This is a genomic window from Janthinobacterium sp. HH102, from assembly GCF_001758625.2.
Lineage (GTDB): Bacteria > Pseudomonadota > Gammaproteobacteria > Burkholderiales > Burkholderiaceae_D > Janthinobacterium.
In genome coordinates this window covers 1-21822 of record NZ_CP062062.1, presented here as the reverse complement: position 1 = coordinate 21822, position 21822 = coordinate 1, and the positions used below count along the sequence as shown (strand labels likewise).

Genomic DNA, 21822 nt, shown 5'->3' with positions numbered 1-21822 from the left:
ACCTTGGCAGCCTGATCATTTGAAAGGCTACGCCATGATGTACAACTTCTCTCCTGCGGCCTTGTCCGCCCGTATCGATCCCTTGCTCGATGCCGTGCTGGAACAGCAGCGCCTGGCGGGCGCCGTGGTGCTGGTGCGCCAGCGTGGCCAGGACATCTATCGCCGCGCCGCCGGCCACCTGGACCGCGAGGCGGGCACGCCCATGGTGGAAGACGCCGTCTTCCGCCTGGCGTCCGTCAGCAAACCCATCGTCTCCACGGCCGCGCTGGTGCTGGTGGGACAGCACCGTCTGGGGCTGGACGACCTGGTGACGGATTGGTTGCCGTATTTCACGCCGCGCCAGCCGGACGGCGCCGTGGCGGCGATGACCGTGCGCCATTTGCTCACGCATACGGCCGGGCTCGACTACGGCTTTTTCCAGCCGCCGGGCGGCGCGTATGCGCAGGCGGGCGTGTCCGACGGCATGGATGCATCCCGTATTTCCCTCGAGGACAACCTGCGCCGCCTCGCTACCGTGCCGCTCGCGTCTGCACCGGGTGCGCGCTGGGCGTATTCGATCGCCACCGACGTGCTGGGCGCCGTGATCGAACAGGCGGCCGGCATGCCGCTGGCACAGGCCGTGGAACGCCTGGTGACGGGGCCGCTGGCCATGCACGACACGGGTTTTATGGCCACGGACGGGGCGCGCCTGGCCGTCGCGTATGCGGACCGCGCAGCGGAAGAAGCCCGGCCGCGCCGTTTGCTGGACGAGGGGGAAGACCATCTGCCGTTTCTCGAAGGCATGGCCGGATTTACCTTGTCGCCGGCAAGGGCGCTCGACGCGCACGCGTATCCGTCCGGCGGCGCCGGCATGGTCGGCTCCGCCCCCGATTTCATGCGCCTGCTGGAAACCCTGCGGCTGGGCGGCGCGCCGCTGCTGCCGCCAGCGCTGGCGCGCCAGATGGGAGCAAACCAGACGGGCGGTTTCGACTTGCCGTTCTGGCCGGGACGCGGCTTCGGCCTGGGGTTCACGGTCTTGACGGACCCGCTTGCCGCCGCCACGCCGGAAGCGGCGGGCACGTGGCGCATGGGCGGCACGTATGGCCACTCGTGGTTTGTCGACCCGGCGCAGGAACTGTCCGTGGTGGCGTTTACGAATACGGCATTGGAGGGCATGGCGGGACCGTTCGTCACGGAACTGTGCCAGGCAGTGTATGGCGCCAAGGAAATGCCATGACGCGCCCGCACCCCATCGTCTTCCTCGCGCTGGGTCTGTTCGGCGTGTATTGCATCGAGTTTGGCGTGGTCGGCATCTTGCCGATGATCATGCAGCGTTACGGGGTGACGGCGGCGCAGGCCGGTTCGCTGGTGAGCCTGTTCGCGCTGGTGATCGCCGTGGGCGGCCCCTTCCTCGTGCTGCTGGCCACGCGGTGGCGCCGCAAGAGCGTGCTGATCGTCTCGCTGCTCGTGTTTGCCCTGGCCAGCGTGGCCTCGGCGTATGCACCGCGCTTCGGGCTGCTGCTGGCGCTGCGCATCGTGCCGGCCCTGTTCCACCCTGTATATTTCTCGCTGGCCATGGTGGCCGCCGCCGCCCTGTATCCGCCGCGCGATGCGGCGCGGGCCGGCGCGCATGCGTTCACGGGCACCAGCATGGGCATGGTGCTGGGCATCCCGCTGACCACCTGGATCGCTGCGCAAGTTGGCTATGAGGCATCGTTCCTCGCGTGCGCCCTCGTCAATGCGCTGGCCGCGCTGGGCTTATACCTGTTCTTGCCCGAGTCGCCGCGCGAGGCGCCGATGGCGTATGGCCGCCAGCTGGCCGTGCTGCGCAAACCTGCGCTGTGGTTCACCATCGCCGCCGCCGTGCTGGTGTTTGCCGCCATGTTTGCCGTGTATGCGTATGCGGCCGCGTATCTGCAACAGGAAGCGGGCTTGTCGGCGCGCCAGACGGGGCTGGCGCTGGTGGTGTTTGGTATCGGTGGCGTGGCGGGCAATCTGTTCGCGGGGCGCCAGCTGGGCACGCATGTGCTGCGCACGGTCTTGCTGCAGCCTGTGCTGCTGGGGCTGGCGTACTGGCTGTTGTACCGGCATGCGGGCACGGGTATCGGCTGGGCGGCGCTGGCCGTGTTGCTGCTGTTCTGGGGCGCCGCGCATACGAGCGGGCTGATCGTCACGCAAGTATGGCTCAGCAGCGAAGCGCGCGAGGCGCCCGCGTTCGCCATCGGCGTGTATATCGCCGCCATCAACCTGGGCGTGACGGTGGGCGCACTGGCGGGCGGCATGGCCATCGAGTCCTATGGCATGCCGGGGGCGCTGGCCTGCGGCGCGTTGCTGGGCGGGCTGGCGCTGGCGGCGATTGCCGTGAAAGCGTGGCTGTACCGCCCGCCGTCAGTCGGCAAGATGGTTGGGGATGCGAAACAGTAAATCCGTGTCGCCGATGTCCACGCCCGCTTGCGACAGCAAGGTGCTGGCCTGACCCCGGTGATGCGTCTGGTGGTTAAAGAAATGCATGAGCAGGCTGAAAAACTCGCGCCGGTTCGGCCCCTTGCTGTTGCGGTAATCGAGCAAATGGTCGAGGTCTTCTTCGCGGATGGACGCGGCCCAGTCGATGATGACCTGGTCCAGCCATTGCCGGTGCGCGTGCATGGCGGCAAAATCGTCGGCCACGAACAGCGGCTGCGTGAGCGACGCGGGCGGCGTGATGGCGCGGATGGGATCGAGCAGGGGGAAACCGGCCGGATGTTTCGCGTAGCGCTGCAGCCACAAGGTATCGCCCACCATCACGTGGTTCAGAGTGGCCAGCAGGGAGCCGAAAAAGGCGCCCCGCTCGCGCTCCAGCTCGCCGGGCGGCAGGCTGGCCGCCGCTGCGTAGACCTTGGCATTCATCCACTGGTTGTAATCGGCCATCAGGCAAATGTGGGCGCAACGGCTCATGCTGGACTCCTTCAGTGGATGAATGACAATATTAAACGGACTTCAAAAACGCGCGTATGCCGGCGAGCAACATTTCAATGGCCATCGCCGTCAGGATCAAGCCCATCAGGCGCTCGAACGCCGTCATGACCCTTGGACCGAGCGCCCGCTGCAAGCGTTCGGCGCACAGGAAGACGGCCAGCCAGACGACGGCCACGGCCGTCAAGCCCGCCACGTGGGCGATCACTTCATTGACTTCATGCGAGGAAAACAGCAGCACGGTGGCCAGGGCCGACGGGCCGGCCAGCGCGGGGATGGCCAGCGGCACGATGAACGGCTCGCCGCCCATCTCGTGGTCGCTATTGCCCGCGTTTGGCTGCGGAAACACCATGCGCATGGCGATCAGGAACAAAATCACGCCGCCGCCGATGCGCAGCGCCACTTCCGACAATTGCAAGGCGTTCAGGAAATGGCGGCCGAAGAACATAAACAGCAGCAAGATGCCGAAGGCGATCAGGCATTCACGCACCACGACTTTCCAGCGCCGCTCGATCGGTACCCGTTTCAGGGCGTTGACGAACAGGGAAACGTTGCCGAATGGATCGGTGACGAGCAAAAGCAGGATAAAAGTCTGGAAGAAATTCTGTGTCATGGTGGTGTGATTGAGGTCAACACCGCTGCCAGGATGGGCGCGGTGCGATAAGGCTTGCGATGATAGCAAGAGCGGCGCTTATCGCCCATGATTATTGATGCATAGCAGCATTTTTTTTATGCGGCGATGACTTTTGCCTGGTAAAACGCGGTGGGCGTGGTGCCGAAATGCTTTTTGAACATGGCGGCAAACGCGCTTTGGCTCGTGTAGCCATTGTCCATGGCCACGTCGATGACCTTGCCGCCGCGCGCCAATTGCTCCAGCGCCCGCAGCAGCCGCGCCTGCTGGCGCCACTGGCCGAAGCGCATGCCCGTCTGCTTCTGGAACAAACGGTGCAGGCTGCGCTCGGTGATCGCCAGTTCCTGCGCCCAGTGCGCCACCGTCAGCTGTTCGCCCGGCTGTTCCATCAGCCGCGCGCAGATGCCGCGCAGGCGCGCGTCCGCAGGCAAGGGCAGATACAGGGGCAGCACAGGCAGGCTGCCCAGTTCGTGCAACAGCAATTGCAGCAGATGCCAGTCGCGGCTGCCTTCCGTAAAATCGGGCGCGATGTCGACGGCCGCCACGATCAGTTGCCGCAGCAGGGGGCTGATGTCGAGCACGCAACTGTGGCCAGGCAGCAATGGAGAATTGGCGCAGTTGACGAACACCGTGCGCATTTTCACGGCGCCGCTCATGCGCACCTGGTGCGCGATGCCGGGTTGCAGCCACACGCCGCGCGTGGGCGGCACCACCCAGCGCCCGCCCTGCGCCTCGATGGTCATCACGCCCTCGATGGCGTACAGCAATTGCGCATGCGTGTGGCGGTGTACGGAAATCACGTGGCCATGCGCATAGTCGACGGCCAGCGCCATGGCGCGCGCCGTGACGGGCAGCAATTCCTGAAAGGCGGGGGAGGTGCAATCCATAAAAAGAGCGTCAGTTTTGCGATAGGTATGGACATCTTAGCGCGAGAAGGCGCGGCGCGCCTGAGGCATGATGGTTCCCCGCAACTATTCCTGGAGCTACGCATGCCTGTGCGCGCCTATCTGTATCCTTTTCTGGCCATGCTGCTGTGGGCCGGCAACGTCGTCGTCTCGAAGCTGGCCGCGTCCAGCATCGCCCCCACGGCCATCACGTTTTATCGGCTGGTGCTGGTCTTGCTGGTGATGACGCCGTTTATCGCCCGTCCCCTGTGGCGCAACCGCGCCGCTATCCGCCGCCAGTGGTGGCAGCTTGCCCTGTGCGGCCTGATGTCGATGGCGCTGTTCCAGAGCCTGTCCTACCGGGCCGCCGAATCGACGACGGCGACGAATATGGCCATCGTCACGGCGCTGGCGCCCCTGATGACGGCCCTGCTCAGCGTGCTGCTGCTGGGCGAGCGGTTGACGGTCGGCATGGCGGCCGGCGGCGTGCTGTCGTTCGGCGGCTTGCTGTACCTGGTGGGGCGCGGCGACGTGCTGGCCTTGCTGCAGCAGGGCGTGCATGCGGGCGATGCGCTGATGCTGCTGGCCTGCCTGAGCTTTGCCCTGTACGGCGTGCTGCTGCGCCGCTGGCGTCTGTCCATTCCCGCCTGGCAAGCTATTTATTGCCAGGCGCTGGCGGCCCTGGTGTGCATGCTGCCGTTTTTCCTGCTGCTGCCGCCCGGCAGCGCCAAGCTGGACGCCACCACCTTGCCCCTGATCGGCTATGCGGGCATCGGCTCGTCCATCGTGCTGTCCTACCTGTGGATCGAAGGCGTGAAACTGCTGGGGCCGAACCGCTGCAGTATCTACGTCAACCTGCTGCCCCTGCTGACGGCCTTGCTGGCCATCGTCTGGCTGCAGGAAAGCATGCATCTCTATCACCTGGTCGGCGGCGGCATCTCGCTGCTGGGAGTGCTGCTGGCGCAGACAGTGCAGCGGCCGCTGTTTGGCCGGCGTGCTGGGGTGTCCGGCCTTGCCTGAACGGCCATGCATAATGGCGGCTTTCGGCAGTGGAGTTGACATGCGGTACACATTTTGGGTGAGCACGATGGCCATGGCGCTGGCCTGGGGTACCCTGGCGCCGGCCCAGGCCGCGCCGCGTTTTTATGAGGGTGCGCCCATGGCCTACGCCAGCGCCGTCGAGCGCCGCGACGGCGGCGTGGTGCTGGCCTTCCTGCGGGAAAATGGCGAGGTCAACGGCTACTATTGCCAGTGCAACGGCATCAGTGAAAAACGCATGAACCTGGACAAGTACGGCCAGGCCAGCATCGAGGCCGTGTTCCAGCTGGATCTCGACAGCGAGGGTGAAACCACGTTCGTGCTCAGCCGCAGTGCTAACAGTGGCGCAGCCTACGGCTTGCATGCCTACCGCTACGAGCGCAGCGGCGGCAAGATGTTCAAGGTGCCGGCCTTGCAGCCTGCGCTGGACGCCATCGTGCGCGGCGCAACAACCATGGACGAGGCGCAGGTGCGCGCCGCGCTGGCGTCCCTGCAACTGATCGATTACAGCATCGCCTACGCGCCCACGAGCGTGGCCGGGTTCGACGCCATCGAGCATGCGCATGGCAAGCTGGCCGGCTATTTCAATATCGATGGCGAATTACTGCCCGGCAAGCCAGCCGACGCTCCCGCGTTTGCCTATAAAAAGACGTATCAGGAAAAGGATGGCCATTATCTGACCGTCACGTATCTGCTGGGAAAGGGCTGGGAAGGGGGCCGTGCGCCCAGCTACCACGTCAAGTGGATCACCTGGGAAACGCAGCCGCAACGCTTTGCCGGCAGCCAGGACGGGCCATTCATCGAGTACGACGTCAATTGCTGCGTGGGCAGCGTGTTTGCCCGCGGCCTGTATGCGCAGGGCAAGCGCACCGGCGTATGGCATTACGAAGAGCCCAATACCATTCGCTCGTCTGGCGCTTTTGTCGACGACAAGGCCGAGGGGCCGTGGACATATGCAAGCGGCGACGAGACCACCACGGGCATGATGCAGCGGGGCCAGCGCACGGGGCGCTGGGAAGTGCGCCCGGGCGTGGCCGAATGGCGCGCAGCGGACATGCACAGCTACACCGGTTACGACCATTTCGTAAAAGACCGCCTGGACGGCCCCAGCGAGCGCCGCGCCGGTGGCGTGGTGCAATGGCAGGGTACTTATGTGAATGGCAAGAAGCAGGGCCAGTGGGTGGAACCTGGCGGTGGCGGCAACTATGTCGATGACATCAAACAGGGGCCATGGAAGAAATCGACGCCGGACGGCGGCTGGCAAGTGTTGACCATGCTCAATGGCAAACCCGATGGCAAGCTGGAGCAGTATGCGGCCGATGGTCGGCTGGAACTGGTCGAACATTACCGCCTCGGTGTCCTCGATGGCACGATGGAAAGTTTTTATCCGGACGGCAAGCGGCGCTACCAAGGCACGTTTGCCGACGGCAAGCGCGATGGTGCGGAAACCCTGTTGTATCCCGATGGCGAACTGCCGCAATTTCACCGCAACTGGCACATGGGCGTGCTGCATGGCGTCAATATCGAGAATTTCCAGAACGGAAAGCCGAAGCAGATCGGCGCCTACAACATGGGCAGAAAAACGGGCCGGTTTCAATATTTTCGCGACGATGGCCAGCTCATCGAAGAAACCATGTATTAACTAGATGGCTAGCATAAATGGCATTCCCAAGCGACCGCGCACGTCAGCGGAATGCCAGTTCTGCGCAAAAAACATCATCCGCTTGTTACAAAGCGTGAAAATTCCAGACGGATGTTGCTACTGGTAATCTTTCCCTGTATCTTGCAGTCAGGAAATTAAAAGTACAGGAAACCTCGACCTCGTTGCCCTGTCTTGCACTCCTGACGATATGCGCGGGCCGCCTTCCCCCCTGCCGCCGCACACGCCGTATCGACCTGTCCTGAACAATTCACGTGATCCGCCCATCTGGCGTTTGCCGCTATCTCGTCCGGCAGGCGGTGGCACGGTCGCGCCCTTACCAAGGAAAACTGCATGCTGTCGAATATAACAATAAAAATGCGTCTGATCGCTACCATGAGTGTGCTGGGCGTGTTGATCGCCTTGCTGGGCGTGATGAGCATCATCAGCCTGAAATCGGCCAACAACAGCCTCAACGAGGTCTACAGCAATCAGCTGGCCTCGACGCAAGCGATCGGCGAATCGCAAATTGCCCTGGGCCGCGCGCGGTTCACGATGGACCGTGTGATGGTGCACCCGGACGCGCCCGATGCCAAGGATACCCTGGCCCGCGCGGAACAATTTCTGGAAGCGTCCAACAAGTCGTGGAAGGTGTACCTGGCCTTGCCGCAGAGCGCGGAAGAAAAGCGGCTGTCCGACGACATGGACAAGAAGCGCAGCGATTACATGAACAATGGCGTGCTGACCATGAGCAAGGCTTTGCGTGAAGGCAACATCGCGCAAGCGGACGGCTTGATGATGAAAGGGCTGACGCCGCTGTACCGCACCCTTGACCAGGCCGCCGAAACCTTGACGCAATACCAGGCCAGCTCGGCCGCCAAGATGTATGCGGAAAGCCAGTCCAGCTTCCGCACCCAGGTGACCATGGCCATCGGCGGCATGATAGTGGGCGCCTTGCTGACGATTATTTCCAGCTTCTTGCTGCTGCGCGCCATCTTTGGTCCGCTGGACCAGGCCCTGCGCCATTTCGGCGCCATTTCCGACGGCAACCTGGCCAACGACATCGTCATCACGCGCCACGACGAGATGGGCGCCTTGCTGACGGGCTTGCAGAAAATGCAGGAACGCCTGTCGACCACCGTGCGCGGCGTGCGCGACGGCAGCGGTGCCATCGCCACGGCCAGCAATGAAATCGCCTCGGGCAATCTGGACTTATCGAGCCGCACGGAACAGCAAGCGTCGAGCCTGGAAGAAACGGCCTCGTCGCTGGAAGAGCTGACCTCGACCGTCAAGCAGAACTCCGACAATGCGCGCCAGGCCAACCAGCTGGCCGTTTCCGCTTCGGACGTGGCGGTGAAAGGCGGCGCACTGGTGGCGCAAGTGGTCGACACCATGGGCACCATCAGCGAATCGTCGAAAAAGATCGCCGACATCATCGGCGTGATCGACGGCATTGCCTTCCAGACCAACATCCTAGCCCTGAACGCGGCCGTGGAAGCGGCCCGCGCCGGCGAGCAAGGCCGTGGCTTTGCCGTCGTCGCCACGGAAGTGCGCAACCTGGCGCACCGCTCGGCTTCCGCCGCCAAGGACATCAAGATGCTGATCGAAGCGTCGGTACAAAACGTGGGCGCCGGTAGCGCGCTGGTCAGCCAGACGGGCACGACGATGGACGAGATCGTGTCCAGCATCCGCCGCGTGACGGACATCATGGGCGAAATCAGCGCCGCCGGCCGCGAGCAGGAACTGGGCATCGGCCAGATCAATCAAGCTGTGGCGGAAATGGATACCGTGACGCAACAGAATGCGGCGCTGGTGGAAGAAGCGGCAGCCGCTTCGGAATCCATGCAGGAGCAGGCTGCGGCGCTGGCCGAGATGGTCAGCATTTTTAAACTCGACGCCAACCACAGCGGCCCGGCAGCGGCCAAGCCTGCCTTGCGCAAGCCTGTCGTGGCCGCCGCCAGCACGGCCTTGAAACGCCCGGCGTTGCGCCTGACGCCAAGCCGTACTGCCTCGGCAGCCGCTCCGGCCCAGCCACGTGCTGCCAAGCCCGCTGCAGACAGCAGCGGCGAATGGGAAGAGTTTTAATCTAGCGGGCTTACAGGGCCACCTTGCTGCCCTGTTCCTGCAATAGCGCCGCCTCGGCCAAGGCCTGGGCGCGCGCTTCCTCTGCCGCCTGTTCGGCTTTCTCCAGTGCATCGTGGCGCGCCTGCAAGGCTGCCCGCGCGCGCACGAAGACGATCTTGATGGCCGCCATCACGGGCACGGACAGGAAGATGCCGACCACGCCACCCAACTGGTCGCCGGCCAGCAAGCCGACGATCACCATCAGCGGGCTCACTTCCACGCCTTCGCTCATCAAATACGGGTTGACCACGTAATCCTGGAACAAACGGTAGGCGGCGATAAAGCCGATCAGCCAGAACACGTGCTCGAAGCCGCTGAAACCGGCCACGACCACGGCGATGACGGCCGCCGCCAGCGGACCGGCAAACGGGATGAATTCCAGCAAGGCGGCCGCGCCGGCCAGCAGCAGGCTGTACGGCACGCCCATCAGGGAAAAGGCGATGCTGTAAGACACAAACGTGGCGATCGACAACAGCAGCAGGGCGCGTACATAGCGCGACAGCAGGATGTCGAGGTCATCGATGATGGCGCCCCAGAGTTTCTTGTTCGGGCGGTTCAGCAGGGACAGCAAGCCGTCGCGCATGTCCGGGCCTTCCTTGATCAGCAAAAAGCTCAGCACGGGCACCAGCACCAGATAGATCAGGTTGCTGGCCGCATGCATGACGGTCAAGCCCAGTTCCTTCGCCAGCGGCATGGCTTGTCCCGTACCGCTGCTCAGCTGCGTCTGCATGAAGGACAGCAGGCGCGCGCGCAAGGGCTCCATGAATTCGGGCAATGGGATGCGTTCGGCAAAATTATTCCCCTTGAGCAAGGTCGGCAGCTGATCGCTGAGCTTGATCGCTTCTTCCTCGATGCGCGACCCGAAGATGGACCCCAGCACCGCCACCAGCAAGATCACCACGAGGAAGACGATGCCGATGGCGGCCGTGCGCGGCAGGCGCTTCGGGCCATGGCGCTCCAGCAGTCCGATCAGCGGATACACGAGGTAGCTGAAGAAGATGGCAAAGACCACCACGATCAGGGTCGACGAGACCTTGTAGGTGAGAAAGAGCAGGAAGGCGATGAGGAACGCCGTCCACACCATCTTGGCAACACGCAAGTTAAAACCGAACATATGAATTCCTTAGGGCAGGATGCGACGCAAGCGTGGCTGGCTTGAAGGGCAGGGTGGGCAAGGCAGGGATGAGGCCGCGCCGCACGGCCGGAAATCATACCGCAAAATGCCAAAATGCCATGCTCTTGTGCGTAATGGCAATGCTTTCCCTGTTCGCCTTCCTTAATTTTTCCGCCAGATGGCCACGGTGATGAGCACGCTGTCTTTCTTGCCCGGTTCGCGCAAGGTCACCGTGTAGCGGCCGCTCGTATCGCTGCCCGTGAACACGACCTTGTCGTCATGGCCCTGCACTTGCGCGCCTTTGGCCAGCTTGGCATAGGTGTTGAGCACCCAGTGGAAATCGGCATAGCTGCGCAGGGTGATGCTGGCATCGGGCAGGGGCTCGTCACCGGCCTCGGCCGCTTCCGCAGGCGTGCGCATGGGCAAACCGCCCAGGCCCGCCGGTGCAATGAGCTTGCCGCCGCTGGCGCTGCTATTCAATTCCGCGTCCGGCAGCAACAGGTGCAGCAAGCTGGGGGGAAAGCCGGGCGGCACGTCGCGCGGCTCCCAGCCGGGCTGGCCGGGAAGAGTGGTGATGTATTCCACCGCAGCAATACTTTGCCGCTGTTCCGGCGCAGCCTGCGCCAGCATGGGCGGCAGTTGCCGCGCCCACACGAGCAGCGGCGCGGCCATCTCGTCCTCCGCGCCCGGCGGTACAAACACCGTCAGCACGGCGTGGGTGGACGGCAGGCAGGCGGGCACGGCATCGCCGATGGCGGCCTGGCAATGACCGTTGACGAGGCCCAGGGCCAACAGCTTGCGTTGCGGATCGAACAGCATGGCGGCACGCTGCGCGCCGTGTGTGTCGGGGTTGATGGACGCCAGCACGGAACGCCCGTCGGGCAGCATGGTGCGCTGGATGTCTGGCAGCGAACGCATGCTGTCGAGTACCTGGAGCGCGATCAGGGTATCGCCCTGCGTGTAGTTGCCGCGCGCATAACCGAGCAGCTTGAAGACGCCGGCGCGAATTTGTGGATGCTCGTTCAGGCTGAGCGGCGGCGATGGCACGGAGACAGGCACGGTGGCGGCCACGAAGGCGGCGTCTTCGGCGGAAACGGCTTGAGCCATGCTGACAAGCGGCAGGCACAGGGCGGCGCACAGTGACAGCATGCGCAGAGTGAATTTTCCTGGGGTGTTCAATGGCTATCCTTGTCGAGACGCCAGGCCGGTCGGCTTGCCGACATGCGCGCGCCGCGATCTTAGCATTTCAGGAATGAAAAGCTTTCTGCTAAGCTAGTCTATTGAATCACTGCCCCGCTTGCCATGGCCAAGATCACCATTTCCTGCAGTACGCCCGTTGACGATGAGGTCGTGACCGAGTTCTTGCACAAGTACGTGCTCCAATCGCGTGTCGGGGCGGCCAGGAAATTACGCATGGGAGAGAAGGGCTGCTTCTATACGTGTTCTTTATACTTGGAAGACCATGCCAGGGTCAGCCAACTGCTCCGCCGCATGCTGGCCTTCTTTGAGAGCAAGAACATTCCCTTGACCATCCTCAAGATCGGCGCGCAGGACAGCTGGTGCGAGGTGGATCCCGAGCAGCGCGATCCATGGAAGATTGCGCCGCAAGCCTTGCTGGCGCTGCTCGACGCGACGCCGGACGGCGGTATTCAGGCGGCGTTGAACACGTAGCGGTTCTTGCCGTTTTTCTTGGCCTGGTACAAGGATTCATCGGCGCGCCGGTAGCTGTGCGACAAGTCCGCTTCCTTGATCAGTTCCGCCATGCCGATGCTGACGGACACCTTGCGTTCCGGCACGAAAGCCGCCTCGACCGCATCGACCAGCTGCGCGGCAAAGGCGCAGGCCGCGTTCTTTTCACCCACGTAGATGACGGCAAATTCCTCGCCGCCCAGGCGGCCGCACAGGTGCTCGCCCGACAGCCCCGCGATCACCTCGGCGATCCTTTTCAGCACTTCGTCGCCCACGTCATGGCCATGCACGTCATTGATCTGCTTGAAGTCGTCGATGTCGATCATCAGGAAATACGCGGGCGTGCGCGCCGTGCGCTGCAAGGCGCGCGCGCTTTGCGTGAACATGCGCCGGTTATTGAGTCCGGTCAAGCCATCCTTGTAGGCCATCGTCGCCAGCTCGCGCTGGGCGCGGTAGTTATGGATGCGCAAGACGAGAAAATAGATGTTCAGCGCCAGACCGATGATCACGCTGATGGTGACGGCCAGCACGGGCCAATGCTGGTCGGCCTGGCCCGCATGCACGGGAAACTGCCCCAGCCCCAGAATGGCCCACACGCACAGCGACACGCCCAGGTAATACGCGATACCGCTGAAGATGGGCGCCGTCGTCAGGGTGATCATCACGCCCAGCGGCAATACCCAGAAAGCGGGGTCTTCCGTGCCCAGCATCAGCACGCGAAAGCCGAAAGCGATGAACAGCACGCTGATGGTGCCGCTGGTGATGATGGCCTGCAAGGACTTCGCATACACAGTCAGCAGCAGCCCGGCCAGCATGCCCGTCACGCCCAGCGCCGCCTGCGCATGATCGAGCGACGCGCGCGACAAGGTCAGGCTGAAGGTGACCAGCCAGCAAGCCAGGCCAAACGTCAGGATGGCTATCGAAATGAAATGCAGTTCCTTGAAAAAGCGCTGCTGCTGCTCCCGTTCTCCTGAAAAGAACAGGTAATAAAAGGCAGGCGACAGGCTGCGCGAAGTGAACATTGCATTTGTCCAGAGACAACACGCCTTGCGGCAGGGGCGCCTCCCGGCAACGGCAGGCGGCATGACGCGCGTACAAAATTAGTTGCGCTCAGGAACTAGTGTACTGGTTTCTTGGGGGCAGTGGTGATCCGGGCGAGGAAAACGGCGGCCAGTGTCTTCGTGTCGCCACAGTATGAAGGAAGTGCGCTTATTGCTCGATCAACATAGCTACACCGACGCCATGCCGCAAACCGTCTGGTGTAGCAAGACCAATCAGGATATCGCCGCCAGCATCGTCGGCGTCTTAACGCGATGATGGACGGCAAGTTGGAACAAGTGTTGCAAACCTTTGGGGAAGTGCTGTTGCCGAAGGCGGCTTGATAGCGTCAACATAAAATAAGGATTTCATTATTTCATTTTTCTCCGTAAGTTAAAATAAAACCTCCATTCATTTTAACTTCAGCGAATCTATGCAACGTGGACTCACAGGGACTTACACGTCGACCATTGCCGGCGGTGTCGCGTGCCAGGCCTTTGTGCCCTTGCCACTGCCACCAGTGCCGGCGCTGGACTTGAACGGCAAGCTGCAAAGCCGCCTGGACGAAGCCTTGATCGCGCTGGGGCGACTCGATGCCATCAGCACGCTCTTGCCTGATGCACGGCTGTTCCTGTACAGCTATGTGCGCAAGGAAGCCGTCATGTCTTCCCAAATTGAGGGCACGCAATCGTCGCTCAGCGACCTAATGCTGTATGAGATAGACGGGCAGCCTGGCGTACCGCTCGATGATGTGCAAGAGGTCTCGTGCTATGTCAAGGCGATGTCGCTGGGGGTGGAACGGATACGGCAAGGGCAGCCCATCAGTTTTCGATTGCTGACGGAAGTGCATAAAGTGCTGATGACGTCGGGCAGGGGCGTGCAGCGCAGCCCTGGCGAATTTCGCCGCAATCAGGTGTGGATCGGTGGCCATCGCGCCGACGAGGCAACGTTCGTGCCACCGCCTGCCAACCAGCTCGCTGAATGCTGGGCGGCACTGGAAAACTTCATCAACGACGTGCCGCAGCCGACTGCCGCCATCATCAAGGCGGCACTATCGCATGTGCAATTTGAAACCATCCATCCCTTCCTGGATGGAAATGGCCGCCTCGGCCGCATGCTGATACTGGTTGACGCCCGTATTTTGCAGGAGCCGCTGCTGTATCTTTCCGTGTTTTTCAAACAGCATCGTGAAACCTACTACAGCTTGCTGCAACAAGTACGCATCAGCGGCAACTGGGAAGCATGGCTGCTGTTCTTTGCCGATGCCATCGCCGCCACCGCCAATCAGGCCGTCAGCACGGCCCAGGCGCTGACGCAGTTGCTGGCGCAAGACAAGGCACGGTTGGCGGAACTGGGGCGCTTGGCGGGGTCGGCCAGGCAAATTCTTGATGCGCTGTTTGCGCACCCCATCTTGAATATTGCCGCCCTGAGCAAGACCACCGGCTTGACCGCCGCGACGGTGGGCAAGGCACTCGATGCCATGGCAGGTACGCTGGGTATGGTGCAGGAAGTGACCGGCCAAAAACGTAACCGCGTGTATGCCTACGGTGCTTACATCAACATTTTGAATCAGGAAACAAGCTAATGAATAACAAAGATACTATTCAGAAACTCTGAAACCCAGCGACGTGCTGCGCTATGATGCATTGTCGCTGAGATTGCGCAGAGGTTTGGATATCGGCATGGCTGAGATCGTGTCGTAATGGCGGACCAGACCTCGTCTCCCTGTGAATCCGTCTCTCTGACCGATCTAGCGTCGTGTTTCACGGGAGACGACGACCGCTCTGCCAGTGCTCAGGTGAGTCTGCACCATCTCGAAAATGGCCTTTGATTGGTCGCTTCTACTGCCAAGCCATCCGCCATGCACGTGATCCGAAAATTGAGAATTCGTTAAGTAGCGCGGAGCTCCCTTAAACGAAATGCGTGTCCCATTTTGTGGCCCCTTTGGCCCACCTGGTCCGAGCAAAAAGCGAACATACTCCCGGGAGCAATACATACCTTTTACAAGCTCTCCCGTGGCTGCCTGAATCCCACGATTTGGTACGAATTTGAAAAAAAATCCGTCATCATTTAGACGAAAATGTTTGTGTTGCGATGCAGTGCTTTGAACTTTCGTTGATATATAAAATTGGTCCATTCGATCCAATTCTGCATGGATATTACTATCCTGGCGATACACCATTTCCCCATTTTCATCTCGCATTAACTTGTATTGAACGAGAGTGAACATGTCAAAAATGGAGTTGTAGTAGATCAGGTCTACCCCCATCGTCGTTTCCAATGAATTGCGATTCGCGTAAACAACATCCAGTCGTCGATCACCCAGATTAAAGGTGGAACCGCCGAGTTGATGCAGCGCTGTGGCCCCTTGCCAGTTCATAAGATCGTGTTGAAGTGCGGACTCCTCCTGTATATACCGACTAGGCAGCCCGAGTAAGAATGACGATTCGTCAGCGGGCTTTAAGGTACCAGTTTCGCCGTCAGCGTTCAGGACGACATCCGTTTCAACAGGCGCCCACTGACTCAGCACTTCTTCACGCAGTCCGGTGCCGCCAGAAAATATATCTAGCGAGATACCAATAGCCTCTCGCTCCTGCAACGCGACCTCAGCAGATGGACCGCTGAGTCGCACCCCCGAAAGACGCTGAAGAGATAAAACTCTGTCGATTTCAGCCGCAATATGTGGACGAAGTTCTTTAAGCGCAATGATCAAGGAATGCCATGTGGCTGTCGGAAACGCGCCCCCCACACCACTAGATGCGCGAATAAAATGTGATTTTATTCCTGCACCCAACCGGGCGGTGATATCTGAGACTTGGATACCTTCCAGGCCAACAAACGAAGTGAACTCGACGCGCTGTTTTGCAGTGACAACCGTCTTGCCTCGTTTAGCTAGACAAATATAGTCAATGGTTGACTCCGAAAAACCGAGCAACGCGACGCAAACTTTGCCGACACTCCAGTCGCGAATGCTCAATGCATCTGAAAACGTAGTAGGAATACCAGAAGATCCTTTATCAAGTACTTGTTCGAGTCGAGCCTCGTCAAAGTAGACTAAAAATCCTTCTTTTTTAGATGTCATTATTTTTCGTCCTTTGATATTCAGTCACCGAAAATCACGACCTGAGTCTCCGGCCGCACGCAACAAGAAGCTACCTGGAAACGAAAAAGCCCACGAATCAAAATTCGAGGGCTTTTTTATCAATTATGGTGCGGGCCACACGCGTTATCGAGACGCCCCGTTGAATAAAAATCTCAATGGTTGCGTCTCAAAATCTCAGATTATGGGTTCTGCTACAAGTCGCAGTTACACGTCGATATTGCCCGCTCGCAATGCATTATTTTCGATGAAGGCGCGGCGTGGTTCCACGTCGTCGCCCATCAGGGTCGTGAAGATCTGATCCGCCGCAATGGCGTCTTCGATTTGCACTTTCAACAGGCGGCGCACGGTCGGGTCCATCGTCGTTTCCCACAGCTGGTCCGGGTTCATTTCGCCCAGACCTTTGTAGCGCTGTTTCGAGACCGTGCGTTCGGCTTCGTCGCGCAGCCATTGCATGGCTTGGTGGAAGTCGACCACGGCGATTTCCTTCATGCGCTCGCCTTCGCCGCGGCGGACAAACGCGCCTTCGCCGATCAGGCCTTCGAAGGTGGCGGCGCCGCTGCTCAGCACGGCGTAGTCCGGGCCTTGCACGAAGTCGGCGTCGATGGCGCTGACTTTGATGTTGCCGTGGTGCATGCGCTCGATGCGCAGCATGTGTTTTTCCGACAAGTCGTCGGAACGCACATGCACTTTCACGGCGCTGTCGTTGATGGCCGTCTGCAGGGCCAGGGCGGAAGCTTCCGCCAGGTCCAGGGTCGACAGGTCCAGTTGCACGCCCGTCATGATGGCCGTCAGGGCGGCGCGGTCGATGACGCGCGTCAGACGCGTCATGATGGTGTTCGACAGGTTGAACTTGCGCACCAGTTCCGTCAGGGTGTCGCCGGAAATGCCTTCCGCGCCTGTGCGCGGCACCAGCACGGCCGTGTTCAGCGCCACCGTCATCATGTAGCTCGCTTCCTCGGCGTCATCTTTCAGATAGCGCTCGTCGCGGCCTGCTTTCACCTTGTACAGCGGCGGTTGCGCGATGTAGATGTGGCCGCGCTCGACCAGTTGCGGCATCTGGCGGTAGAACAGGGTCAGCAGCAGGGTACGAATGTGGGCGCCGTCGACGTCCGCATCGGTCATGATGATGATGCGGTGGTAGCGCAGCTTCTCGACGTTGAATTCGTCCGGTCCGATCGAGGTGCCGAGGGTGGCGATCAGGGTGGTGATCTGCTCCGACGACAGCATTTTTTCGAAACGGGCTTTTTCCACGTTCAAGACTTTACCGCGCAGCGGCAGGATCGCCTGGAACTTTCGGTCGCGTCCCTGTTTTGCCGAGCCGCCTGCCGAGTCACCCTCGACGATGTACAGTTCGCACAGGGCGGGGTCTTTTTCCTGGCAGTCGGCCAGCTTGGCCGACAGGCCCAGGCCATCCATGATGCCTTTGCGGCGCGTCAGGTCGCGGGCCTTGCGGGCCGCTTCACGGGCACGTGCCGCTTCGACGATCTTGCCGCAAATGATCTTGGCGTCATTCGGTTTTTCTTGCAGGTAATCGGCCAGGGTCTTGGCGACGATCTCTTCGACAGGACCGCGCACTTCGCTCGATACCAGCTTGTCTTTCGTCTGCGACGAGAATTTCGGTTCCGGCACTTTTACCGACAGGACGCAGGTCAGGCCTTCGCGCATGTCGTCGCCGCTGATTTCCACTTTCGCCTTCTTGGCGAACTCGTGTTCATCGATGTATTTGTTGATCACGCGCGTCATGGCCGCGCGCAGGCCCGTCAGGTGGGTGCCGCCGTCGCGTTGCGGGATGTTATTCGTGAAGCACAACACCTGTTCATTGTAGGCATCGTTCCACTGCATCGACACGTCGACCGAGATGTTCGTATTCTGGTCCGACAGGCGCTCGCCCGTAGCCTGGAAAATCGTCGGGTGCAAGACCGATTTGGCCTTGTTGATGTATTCGACGAAGCCGCGCGTGCCGCCTTCGAAAGCGAAGATTTCTTCCTTGCCCGTGCGCTGGTCGGACAACTTGATGTTGACGCCATTGTTCAGGAAGGACAGTTCGCGGATGCGCTTGGCCAGGATTTCGTAGTGGAATTCCACGTGCGTGAAAATCTCTTCGTCGGCCCAGAAGTGCACGTCGGTGCCGCGTTTGTCGGTGTCGCCGATGACCTTGATCGGGGAGGTGGCGACGTCGCCGACCATGACGATCTGGCGGTCCTGCGGCACGCCGCGCACGAATTCCATGTAATGGACCTTGCCGTCGCGGCGGATGGTCAGTTTCAGCAATTTCGACAGGCCATTCACGCAGGACACGCCCACGCCGTGCAAACCGCCCGAGACTTTATACGAGTTCTGATCGAACTTGCCGCCCGCGTGCAATTCGGTCATGACGATTTCCGCCGCCGAACGCTTCGGATCGTGCTTGTCGTCCATTTTCAGGCCGGTCGGCACGCCGCGGCCATTGTCGGTGATCGAGATCGAATTGTCGCTGTGGATGGTGACGTGGATTTCCGTGCAGTGGCCGGCCAGCGATTCATCGATGGAGTTGTCCAGCACTTCGAATACCAGATGGTGCAAGCCGGTGCCGTCCGAGGTGTCGCCAATGTACATGCCCGGGCGTTTGCGTACGGCTTCCAGGCCTTCCAGGATCTGGATGGAGGAGGCGCCGTATTCTTCCGTTTTGGCCTGGATCGGGGTGTCTTGTGGATTCTCGGACATGGACTGCTTTCTCAAATAACGATTGCTGATTGATTCGGGGCTGCTGGCTGATGACCGTAGGTCGGGTTAGCCGGAACGGCGTAACCCGACAGACGGCGCTCAGCATGTCGGATGACGCTGCGCTCATCCGACCTACGTCACTGCTGTGGTCTTTAGATCCGCATCGGCATGACGACATATTTAAAGTCGGCATTGTCCGGGATGGAGATCAGGGCGGACGAATTCGAGTCGCCCAGCGCGATGTTGACGTATTCGCATTTCAGGTTGTTCAGCACGTCCAGCAGATACGTCACGTTGAAGCCGATATCGACGGAGTCGCCGCCGTAGTCGATTTCCAGCTCTTCGACGGCTTCTTCCTGGTCCGCATTGGTCGAGCTGATCTTCATGCTGCCCGGGGTGATGATGCAGCGCACGCCCTTGAACTTGTCGCTGGTCATGATGGCGGCACGTTGCAGCGAGCGCAGCAGTTCATCGCGGCCGATGGTGAAGTCGTTTTTGTAGCCTTTGGGAATCACGCGCGTGTAGTCGGGGAACTTGCCTTCCACCAGCTTCGAGATCAGCTCGATGTCGGCAAAGGTCAGTTTCACCTGGTTGGCGGCGATGTCCAGTTGCACCGGCTCATCGTTCTCTTCCAGCAGGCGCTGCAGTTCGATGATGGTCTTGCGCGGAATAATGACTTCCTGGCGCGCGAACGTCTGCTCGGTGGCGACCTGGCAAAACGCCAGGCGGTGGCCGTCGGTGGCCACGGCGATGACATTATTGCCATCCAGAACCAGCAGCAAGCCGTTCAGGTAATAGCGGATGTCTTGCTGCGCCATTGAGAAATGCACCATGTTGAACAGGTGCTTCAGCGTTTTTTGGGGCAGGGTGACGGACGCGTTGTAGCTCTCCGCCTGTTGCACGGTTGGAAACTCTTCCGCCGCCAGGGTTTGCAGCGCGAAGCGCGACTTGCCCGTTTGCACGGTCAGGCGCTTGTTGAGCAGGGTCATCGTGACGTCGCCCGATTCGGGCAGGGCGCGCAAAATGTCGAGCAGCTTGCGCGCGGCCACGGTGGTACCGGTGACGTCCGCGCCGGAACCGATTTCCGCGTGCGTGGTGATCTGCACTTCGGTGTCGGTCGACAGGAAGGAGACATTTTCACCGTCTTTGCGGATGAGGATATTGGCCAGAATCGGCATAGTGTGCCGACGCTCGACAATACCGCTCACGATCTGCAGTGGCCGGAGAAGGGTATCTCGGGTGGTTTTGACCAATTGCATATTTATCCTCAATGTATAGGTTGAACAGTACGACGTTTAACGTATTAATTTAACAATTCTTGCCATAGGGAGCCCCGACAGACCGGCTGCGGCGCCCTCCCAGATAATAAGGGTAAAGCACGTTTTGAGCCAGTCTTGCCCAGTCGTGCTTGCAACGCCTGACAAAACCGTAGCGAGCGGCAGTGAGTCGTGGCCGAGACGCGGAGCTGTGCTTTAGCACAGTGAGCATCGGAGGCTGCGAATCGCGACGCGCAGTAGGTTTGGTCAGGCGTTCTTAGCCTTTCAATGTTTGCTCCAGTACATGCAGTTCATGGTTGCATTCCGGATTCTTGGTGCGGTCCAGCGCGATCTTGCGCACGGCATGCAGCACCGTGGTGTGGTCGCGGCCGCCGAACAGCTCGCCGATTTCCGGCAGGCTCTTCTGTGTCAATTCCTTGGCCAGGTACATGGCGATCTGGCGCGGCCGGGCGATATTCGCGGGGCGGCGCTTCGAATACATGTCGGCCACCTTGATATTGAAGAAGTCGGCCACGGTTTTCTGGATGTTTTCCACGGAAATCTGGCGGTTCTGCACCGACAGCAAGTCCTTCAAGGCTTCCTTGACGATATCGATGGTGATGTCTTTGCCATGGAAACGCGAGTACGCCAGAATTTTGCGCAGCGCGCCTTCGAGTTCGCGCACGTTCGAGCGCAAGTGCTTGGCGACAAAGAAGGCCACGTCGTCGGAGAAGGTCACGCCTTCCTGCTTGGCTTTTTTCAACAGAATCGCCACGCGCATTTCCAGTTCCGGCGGTTCGATGGCCACCGTCAGGCCCGAGTCGAAGCGCGAAATCAGGCGGTCGTCCATGCCCGTGATTTCCTTCGGATACGTATCCGAGGTGATGATGATCTGTTTCTTTGCGGCAATCAGTGCCTCGAACGCATAGAAAAACTCTTCCTGCGTGCGGCTCTTGCCGCCAAAGAACTGGATATCATCGATCAGCAGCATGTCGAGCGAGTGATAGTAGTGCTTGAAATCGTCGAAACCCTTGCGCTGGTAAGCGGTCACTACGTCGCGAACGTACTGTTCTGCGTGGATGTAGCGTATCTTCGCGCCCGGATTGTCGGCCATCACCTGATTGCCGATGGCGTGGATCAAGTGGGTTTTACCCAAGCCGACGCCGCCGTAAAAGAACAGCGGGTTATACGACACGCCCGGATTGTTCGCCACCTGGATGGCGGCGGCGCGCGCCAGCTGGTTGGCCTTACCGGTCACGAAGCTGTCGAAGGTCAGGTCGGTGTTGATGCGGCTCTGCTCGCGGCGCGGCGCGGCGCCGATGCTCAGTTCCGGCACGCTCGGCTGCGGCTCCGCCGGGCGGGCGCTGGGCGCGCCGCCATTCGGATCGCTGGCCGGGGTGCTGGCGGTGACTGGCTTTTTCGGCAGGGCCAGGCGCGGGTCGAGCACGAACTGCACTTCCGTCGGCGCTTCGAAATACTGTATGGCCAGCGCCGTGATGCGGCTGGCGAACTGGGTCTTGACCCAATCGAGCTTGAAGCGATTGGGCGCAGCAATGCGCAGCTTGCCCTCTTCGTAATCGAGAGGGATAAGCGGTTTGATCCACGCACTGAATTGTTGCGGTGTCAGCTCCAGTTCCAACTGCGCGGAACAGGCCTGCCAGAAATTATCCAT

The 21822-nt window shown here is 60.7% G+C and carries 17 protein-coding genes; 7 read left to right on the top strand and 10 right to left on the bottom strand.

What is annotated here, in order from left to right; genetic code table 11:
- The first annotated feature begins 34 nt into the window (after nucleotides 1–34).
- Together JAB4_RS00085 and JAB4_RS00080 are read left to right on the top strand one after the other, a co-directional pair.
- A complete protein-coding gene (locus JAB4_RS00085) occupies nucleotides 35–1216 on the top strand; it encodes a serine hydrolase domain-containing protein (RefSeq protein WP_217494550.1) in 1182 nt (393 codons plus the stop codon).
- A complete protein-coding gene (locus JAB4_RS00080) occupies nucleotides 1213–2403 on the top strand; it encodes an MFS transporter (RefSeq protein ID WP_070224779.1) in 1191 nt (396 codons plus the stop codon). The genes JAB4_RS00085 and JAB4_RS00080 overlap by 4 nt, the downstream gene beginning before the upstream one ends.
- Here the strand turns inward: JAB4_RS00080 and JAB4_RS00075 are convergent.
- The 3 genes from JAB4_RS00075 to JAB4_RS00065 all read right to left on the bottom strand — a co-directional run bounded on the left by JAB4_RS00075 (nucleotide 2368) and on the right by JAB4_RS00065 (nucleotide 4449).
- A complete protein-coding gene (locus JAB4_RS00075) occupies nucleotides 2368–2913 on the bottom strand; it encodes a DinB family protein (RefSeq protein WP_070224778.1) in 546 nt (181 codons plus the stop codon). The genes JAB4_RS00080 and JAB4_RS00075 overlap by 36 nt on opposite strands.
- A gap of 31 nt (nucleotides 2914–2944) precedes the next feature.
- Complete coding sequence (locus JAB4_RS00070; protein WP_070224777.1) at nucleotides 2945–3544, bottom strand: MarC family protein; 600 nt, start codon at nucleotides 3542–3544, stop codon at nucleotides 2945–2947.
- Between the two features lie 116 nt (nucleotides 3545–3660).
- Complete coding sequence (locus tag JAB4_RS00065) at nucleotides 3661–4449, bottom strand: helix-turn-helix transcriptional regulator (protein WP_083287361.1); 789 nt, start codon at nucleotides 4447–4449, stop codon at nucleotides 3661–3663.
- Nucleotides 4450–4551: 102 nt separating this feature from the next.
- On the opposite strand from JAB4_RS00065, the gene JAB4_RS00060 reads away from it, so the two are divergent.
- The 3 genes from JAB4_RS00060 to JAB4_RS00050 all read left to right on the top strand — a co-directional run bounded on the left by JAB4_RS00060 (nucleotide 4552) and on the right by JAB4_RS00050 (nucleotide 9208).
- Nucleotides 4552–5466 carry a DMT family transporter gene (locus tag JAB4_RS00060; RefSeq protein WP_070224776.1) on the top strand — a complete coding sequence of 305 codons (915 nt, stop codon included), beginning with the start codon at nucleotides 4552–4554 and terminating at the stop codon, nucleotides 5464–5466.
- 40 nt (nucleotides 5467–5506) lie between these two features.
- Nucleotides 5507–7126, top strand: coding sequence for a hypothetical protein (locus tag JAB4_RS00055; protein WP_175444802.1), 1620 nt, complete (start codon nucleotides 5507–5509; stop codon nucleotides 7124–7126).
- A gap of 351 nt (nucleotides 7127–7477) precedes the next feature.
- A complete protein-coding gene (locus JAB4_RS00050; protein ID WP_070224774.1) occupies nucleotides 7478–9208 on the top strand; it encodes a methyl-accepting chemotaxis protein in 1731 nt (576 codons plus the stop codon).
- 10 nt (nucleotides 9209–9218) lie between these two features.
- On the opposite strand, the gene JAB4_RS00045 is transcribed toward JAB4_RS00050, so the two are convergent.
- Together JAB4_RS00045 and JAB4_RS00040 are read right to left on the bottom strand one after the other, a co-directional pair.
- On the bottom strand, nucleotides 9219–10361 hold the full coding sequence (locus tag JAB4_RS00045) for an AI-2E family transporter (protein WP_070224773.1): 1143 nt from the start codon (nucleotides 10359–10361) through the stop codon (nucleotides 9219–9221).
- Nucleotides 10362–10523: 162 nt separating this feature from the next.
- Complete coding sequence (locus JAB4_RS00040; protein WP_139143769.1) at nucleotides 10524–11540, bottom strand: hypothetical protein; 1017 nt, start codon at nucleotides 11538–11540, stop codon at nucleotides 10524–10526.
- Nucleotides 11541–11663: 123 nt separating this feature from the next.
- Here JAB4_RS00040 and JAB4_RS00035 point away from each other — a divergent pair, with 123 nt between their 5' ends.
- Nucleotides 11664–12032 (top strand): hypothetical protein, encoded by a 369-nt coding sequence (locus tag JAB4_RS00035; RefSeq protein WP_070224771.1) that lies wholly within the window; start codon nucleotides 11664–11666, stop codon nucleotides 12030–12032.
- Here the strand turns inward: JAB4_RS00035 and JAB4_RS00030 are convergent.
- Entirely contained in the window at nucleotides 12011–13072 is a 1062-nt protein-coding gene (locus JAB4_RS00030) for a GGDEF domain-containing protein (RefSeq protein ID WP_070224770.1), read from the bottom strand. The genes JAB4_RS00035 and JAB4_RS00030 overlap by 22 nt on opposite strands.
- 515 nt (nucleotides 13073–13587) lie before the next feature.
- Here JAB4_RS00030 and JAB4_RS00025 point away from each other — a divergent pair.
- Nucleotides 13588–14673 (top strand): Fic family protein, encoded by a 1086-nt coding sequence (locus JAB4_RS00025; RefSeq protein ID WP_343216286.1) that lies wholly within the window; start codon nucleotides 13588–13590, stop codon nucleotides 14671–14673.
- 165 nt (nucleotides 14674–14838) lie between these two features.
- On the opposite strand, the gene JAB4_RS00020 is transcribed toward JAB4_RS00025, so the two are convergent.
- From JAB4_RS00020 to dnaA, 4 genes are all read right to left on the bottom strand, one after another.
- The gene (locus JAB4_RS00020) at nucleotides 14839–16170 is read right to left on the bottom strand and encodes a hypothetical protein (RefSeq protein WP_070308508.1); all 1332 of its coding nucleotides are present in this window, start codon (nucleotides 16168–16170) and stop codon (nucleotides 14839–14841) included.
- 225 nt (nucleotides 16171–16395) lie between these two features.
- Nucleotides 16396–18894, bottom strand: a complete 2499-nt coding sequence (gene gyrB / locus JAB4_RS00015; RefSeq protein ID WP_070224768.1) for a DNA topoisomerase (ATP-hydrolyzing) subunit B — start codon at nucleotides 18892–18894, stop codon at nucleotides 16396–16398.
- 152 nt (nucleotides 18895–19046) lie between these two features.
- On the bottom strand, nucleotides 19047–20153 hold the full coding sequence (dnaN, locus tag JAB4_RS00010; protein ID WP_034754341.1) for a DNA polymerase III subunit beta: 1107 nt from the start codon (nucleotides 20151–20153) through the stop codon (nucleotides 19047–19049).
- A gap of 274 nt (nucleotides 20154–20427) precedes the next feature.
- Entirely contained in the window at nucleotides 20428–21822 is a 1395-nt protein-coding gene (gene dnaA / locus JAB4_RS00005) for a chromosomal replication initiator protein DnaA (RefSeq protein WP_070224767.1), read from the bottom strand.

Bases quoted from the DNA above. Each gene is read 5' to 3' on its own strand.
- JAB4_RS00085 (WP_217494550.1), top strand. From the start codon at position 35: ATGATGTACAACTTCTCTCCTGCGGCCTTGTCCGCCCGTATCGATCCC.
- JAB4_RS00080 (WP_070224779.1), top strand. From the start codon at position 1,213: ATGACGCGCCCGCACCCCATCGTCTTCCTCGCGCTGGGTCTGTTCGGC.
- JAB4_RS00075 (WP_070224778.1), bottom strand. From the start codon at position 2,913: ATGAGCCGTTGCGCCCACATTTGCCTGATGGCCGATTACAACCAGTGG.
- JAB4_RS00070 (WP_070224777.1), bottom strand. From the start codon at position 3,544: ATGACACAGAATTTCTTCCAGACTTTTATCCTGCTTTTGCTCGTCACC.
- JAB4_RS00065 (WP_083287361.1), bottom strand. From the start codon at position 4,449: ATGGATTGCACCTCCCCCGCCTTTCAGGAATTGCTGCCCGTCACGGCG.
- JAB4_RS00060 (WP_070224776.1), top strand. From the start codon at position 4,552: ATGCCTGTGCGCGCCTATCTGTATCCTTTTCTGGCCATGCTGCTGTGG.
- JAB4_RS00055 (WP_175444802.1), top strand. From the start codon at position 5,507: ATGCGGTACACATTTTGGGTGAGCACGATGGCCATGGCGCTGGCCTGG.
- JAB4_RS00050 (WP_070224774.1), top strand. From the start codon at position 7,478: ATGCTGTCGAATATAACAATAAAAATGCGTCTGATCGCTACCATGAGT.
- JAB4_RS00045 (WP_070224773.1), bottom strand. From the start codon at position 10,361: ATGTTCGGTTTTAACTTGCGTGTTGCCAAGATGGTGTGGACGGCGTTC.
- JAB4_RS00035 (WP_070224771.1), top strand. From the start codon at position 11,664: ATGGCCAAGATCACCATTTCCTGCAGTACGCCCGTTGACGATGAGGTC.
- JAB4_RS00030 (WP_070224770.1), bottom strand. From the start codon at position 13,072: ATGTTCACTTCGCGCAGCCTGTCGCCTGCCTTTTATTACCTGTTCTTT.
- JAB4_RS00020 (WP_070308508.1), bottom strand. From the start codon at position 16,170: ATGACATCTAAAAAAGAAGGATTTTTAGTCTACTTTGACGAGGCTCGA.
- gyrB (WP_070224768.1), bottom strand. From the start codon at position 18,894: ATGTCCGAGAATCCACAAGACACCCCGATCCAGGCCAAAACGGAAGAA.
- dnaN (WP_034754341.1), bottom strand. From the start codon at position 20,153: ATGCAATTGGTCAAAACCACCCGAGATACCCTTCTCCGGCCACTGCAG.
- dnaA (WP_070224767.1), bottom strand. From the start codon at position 21,822: ATGGATAATTTCTGGCAGGCCTGTTCCGCGCAGTTGGAACTGGAGCTG.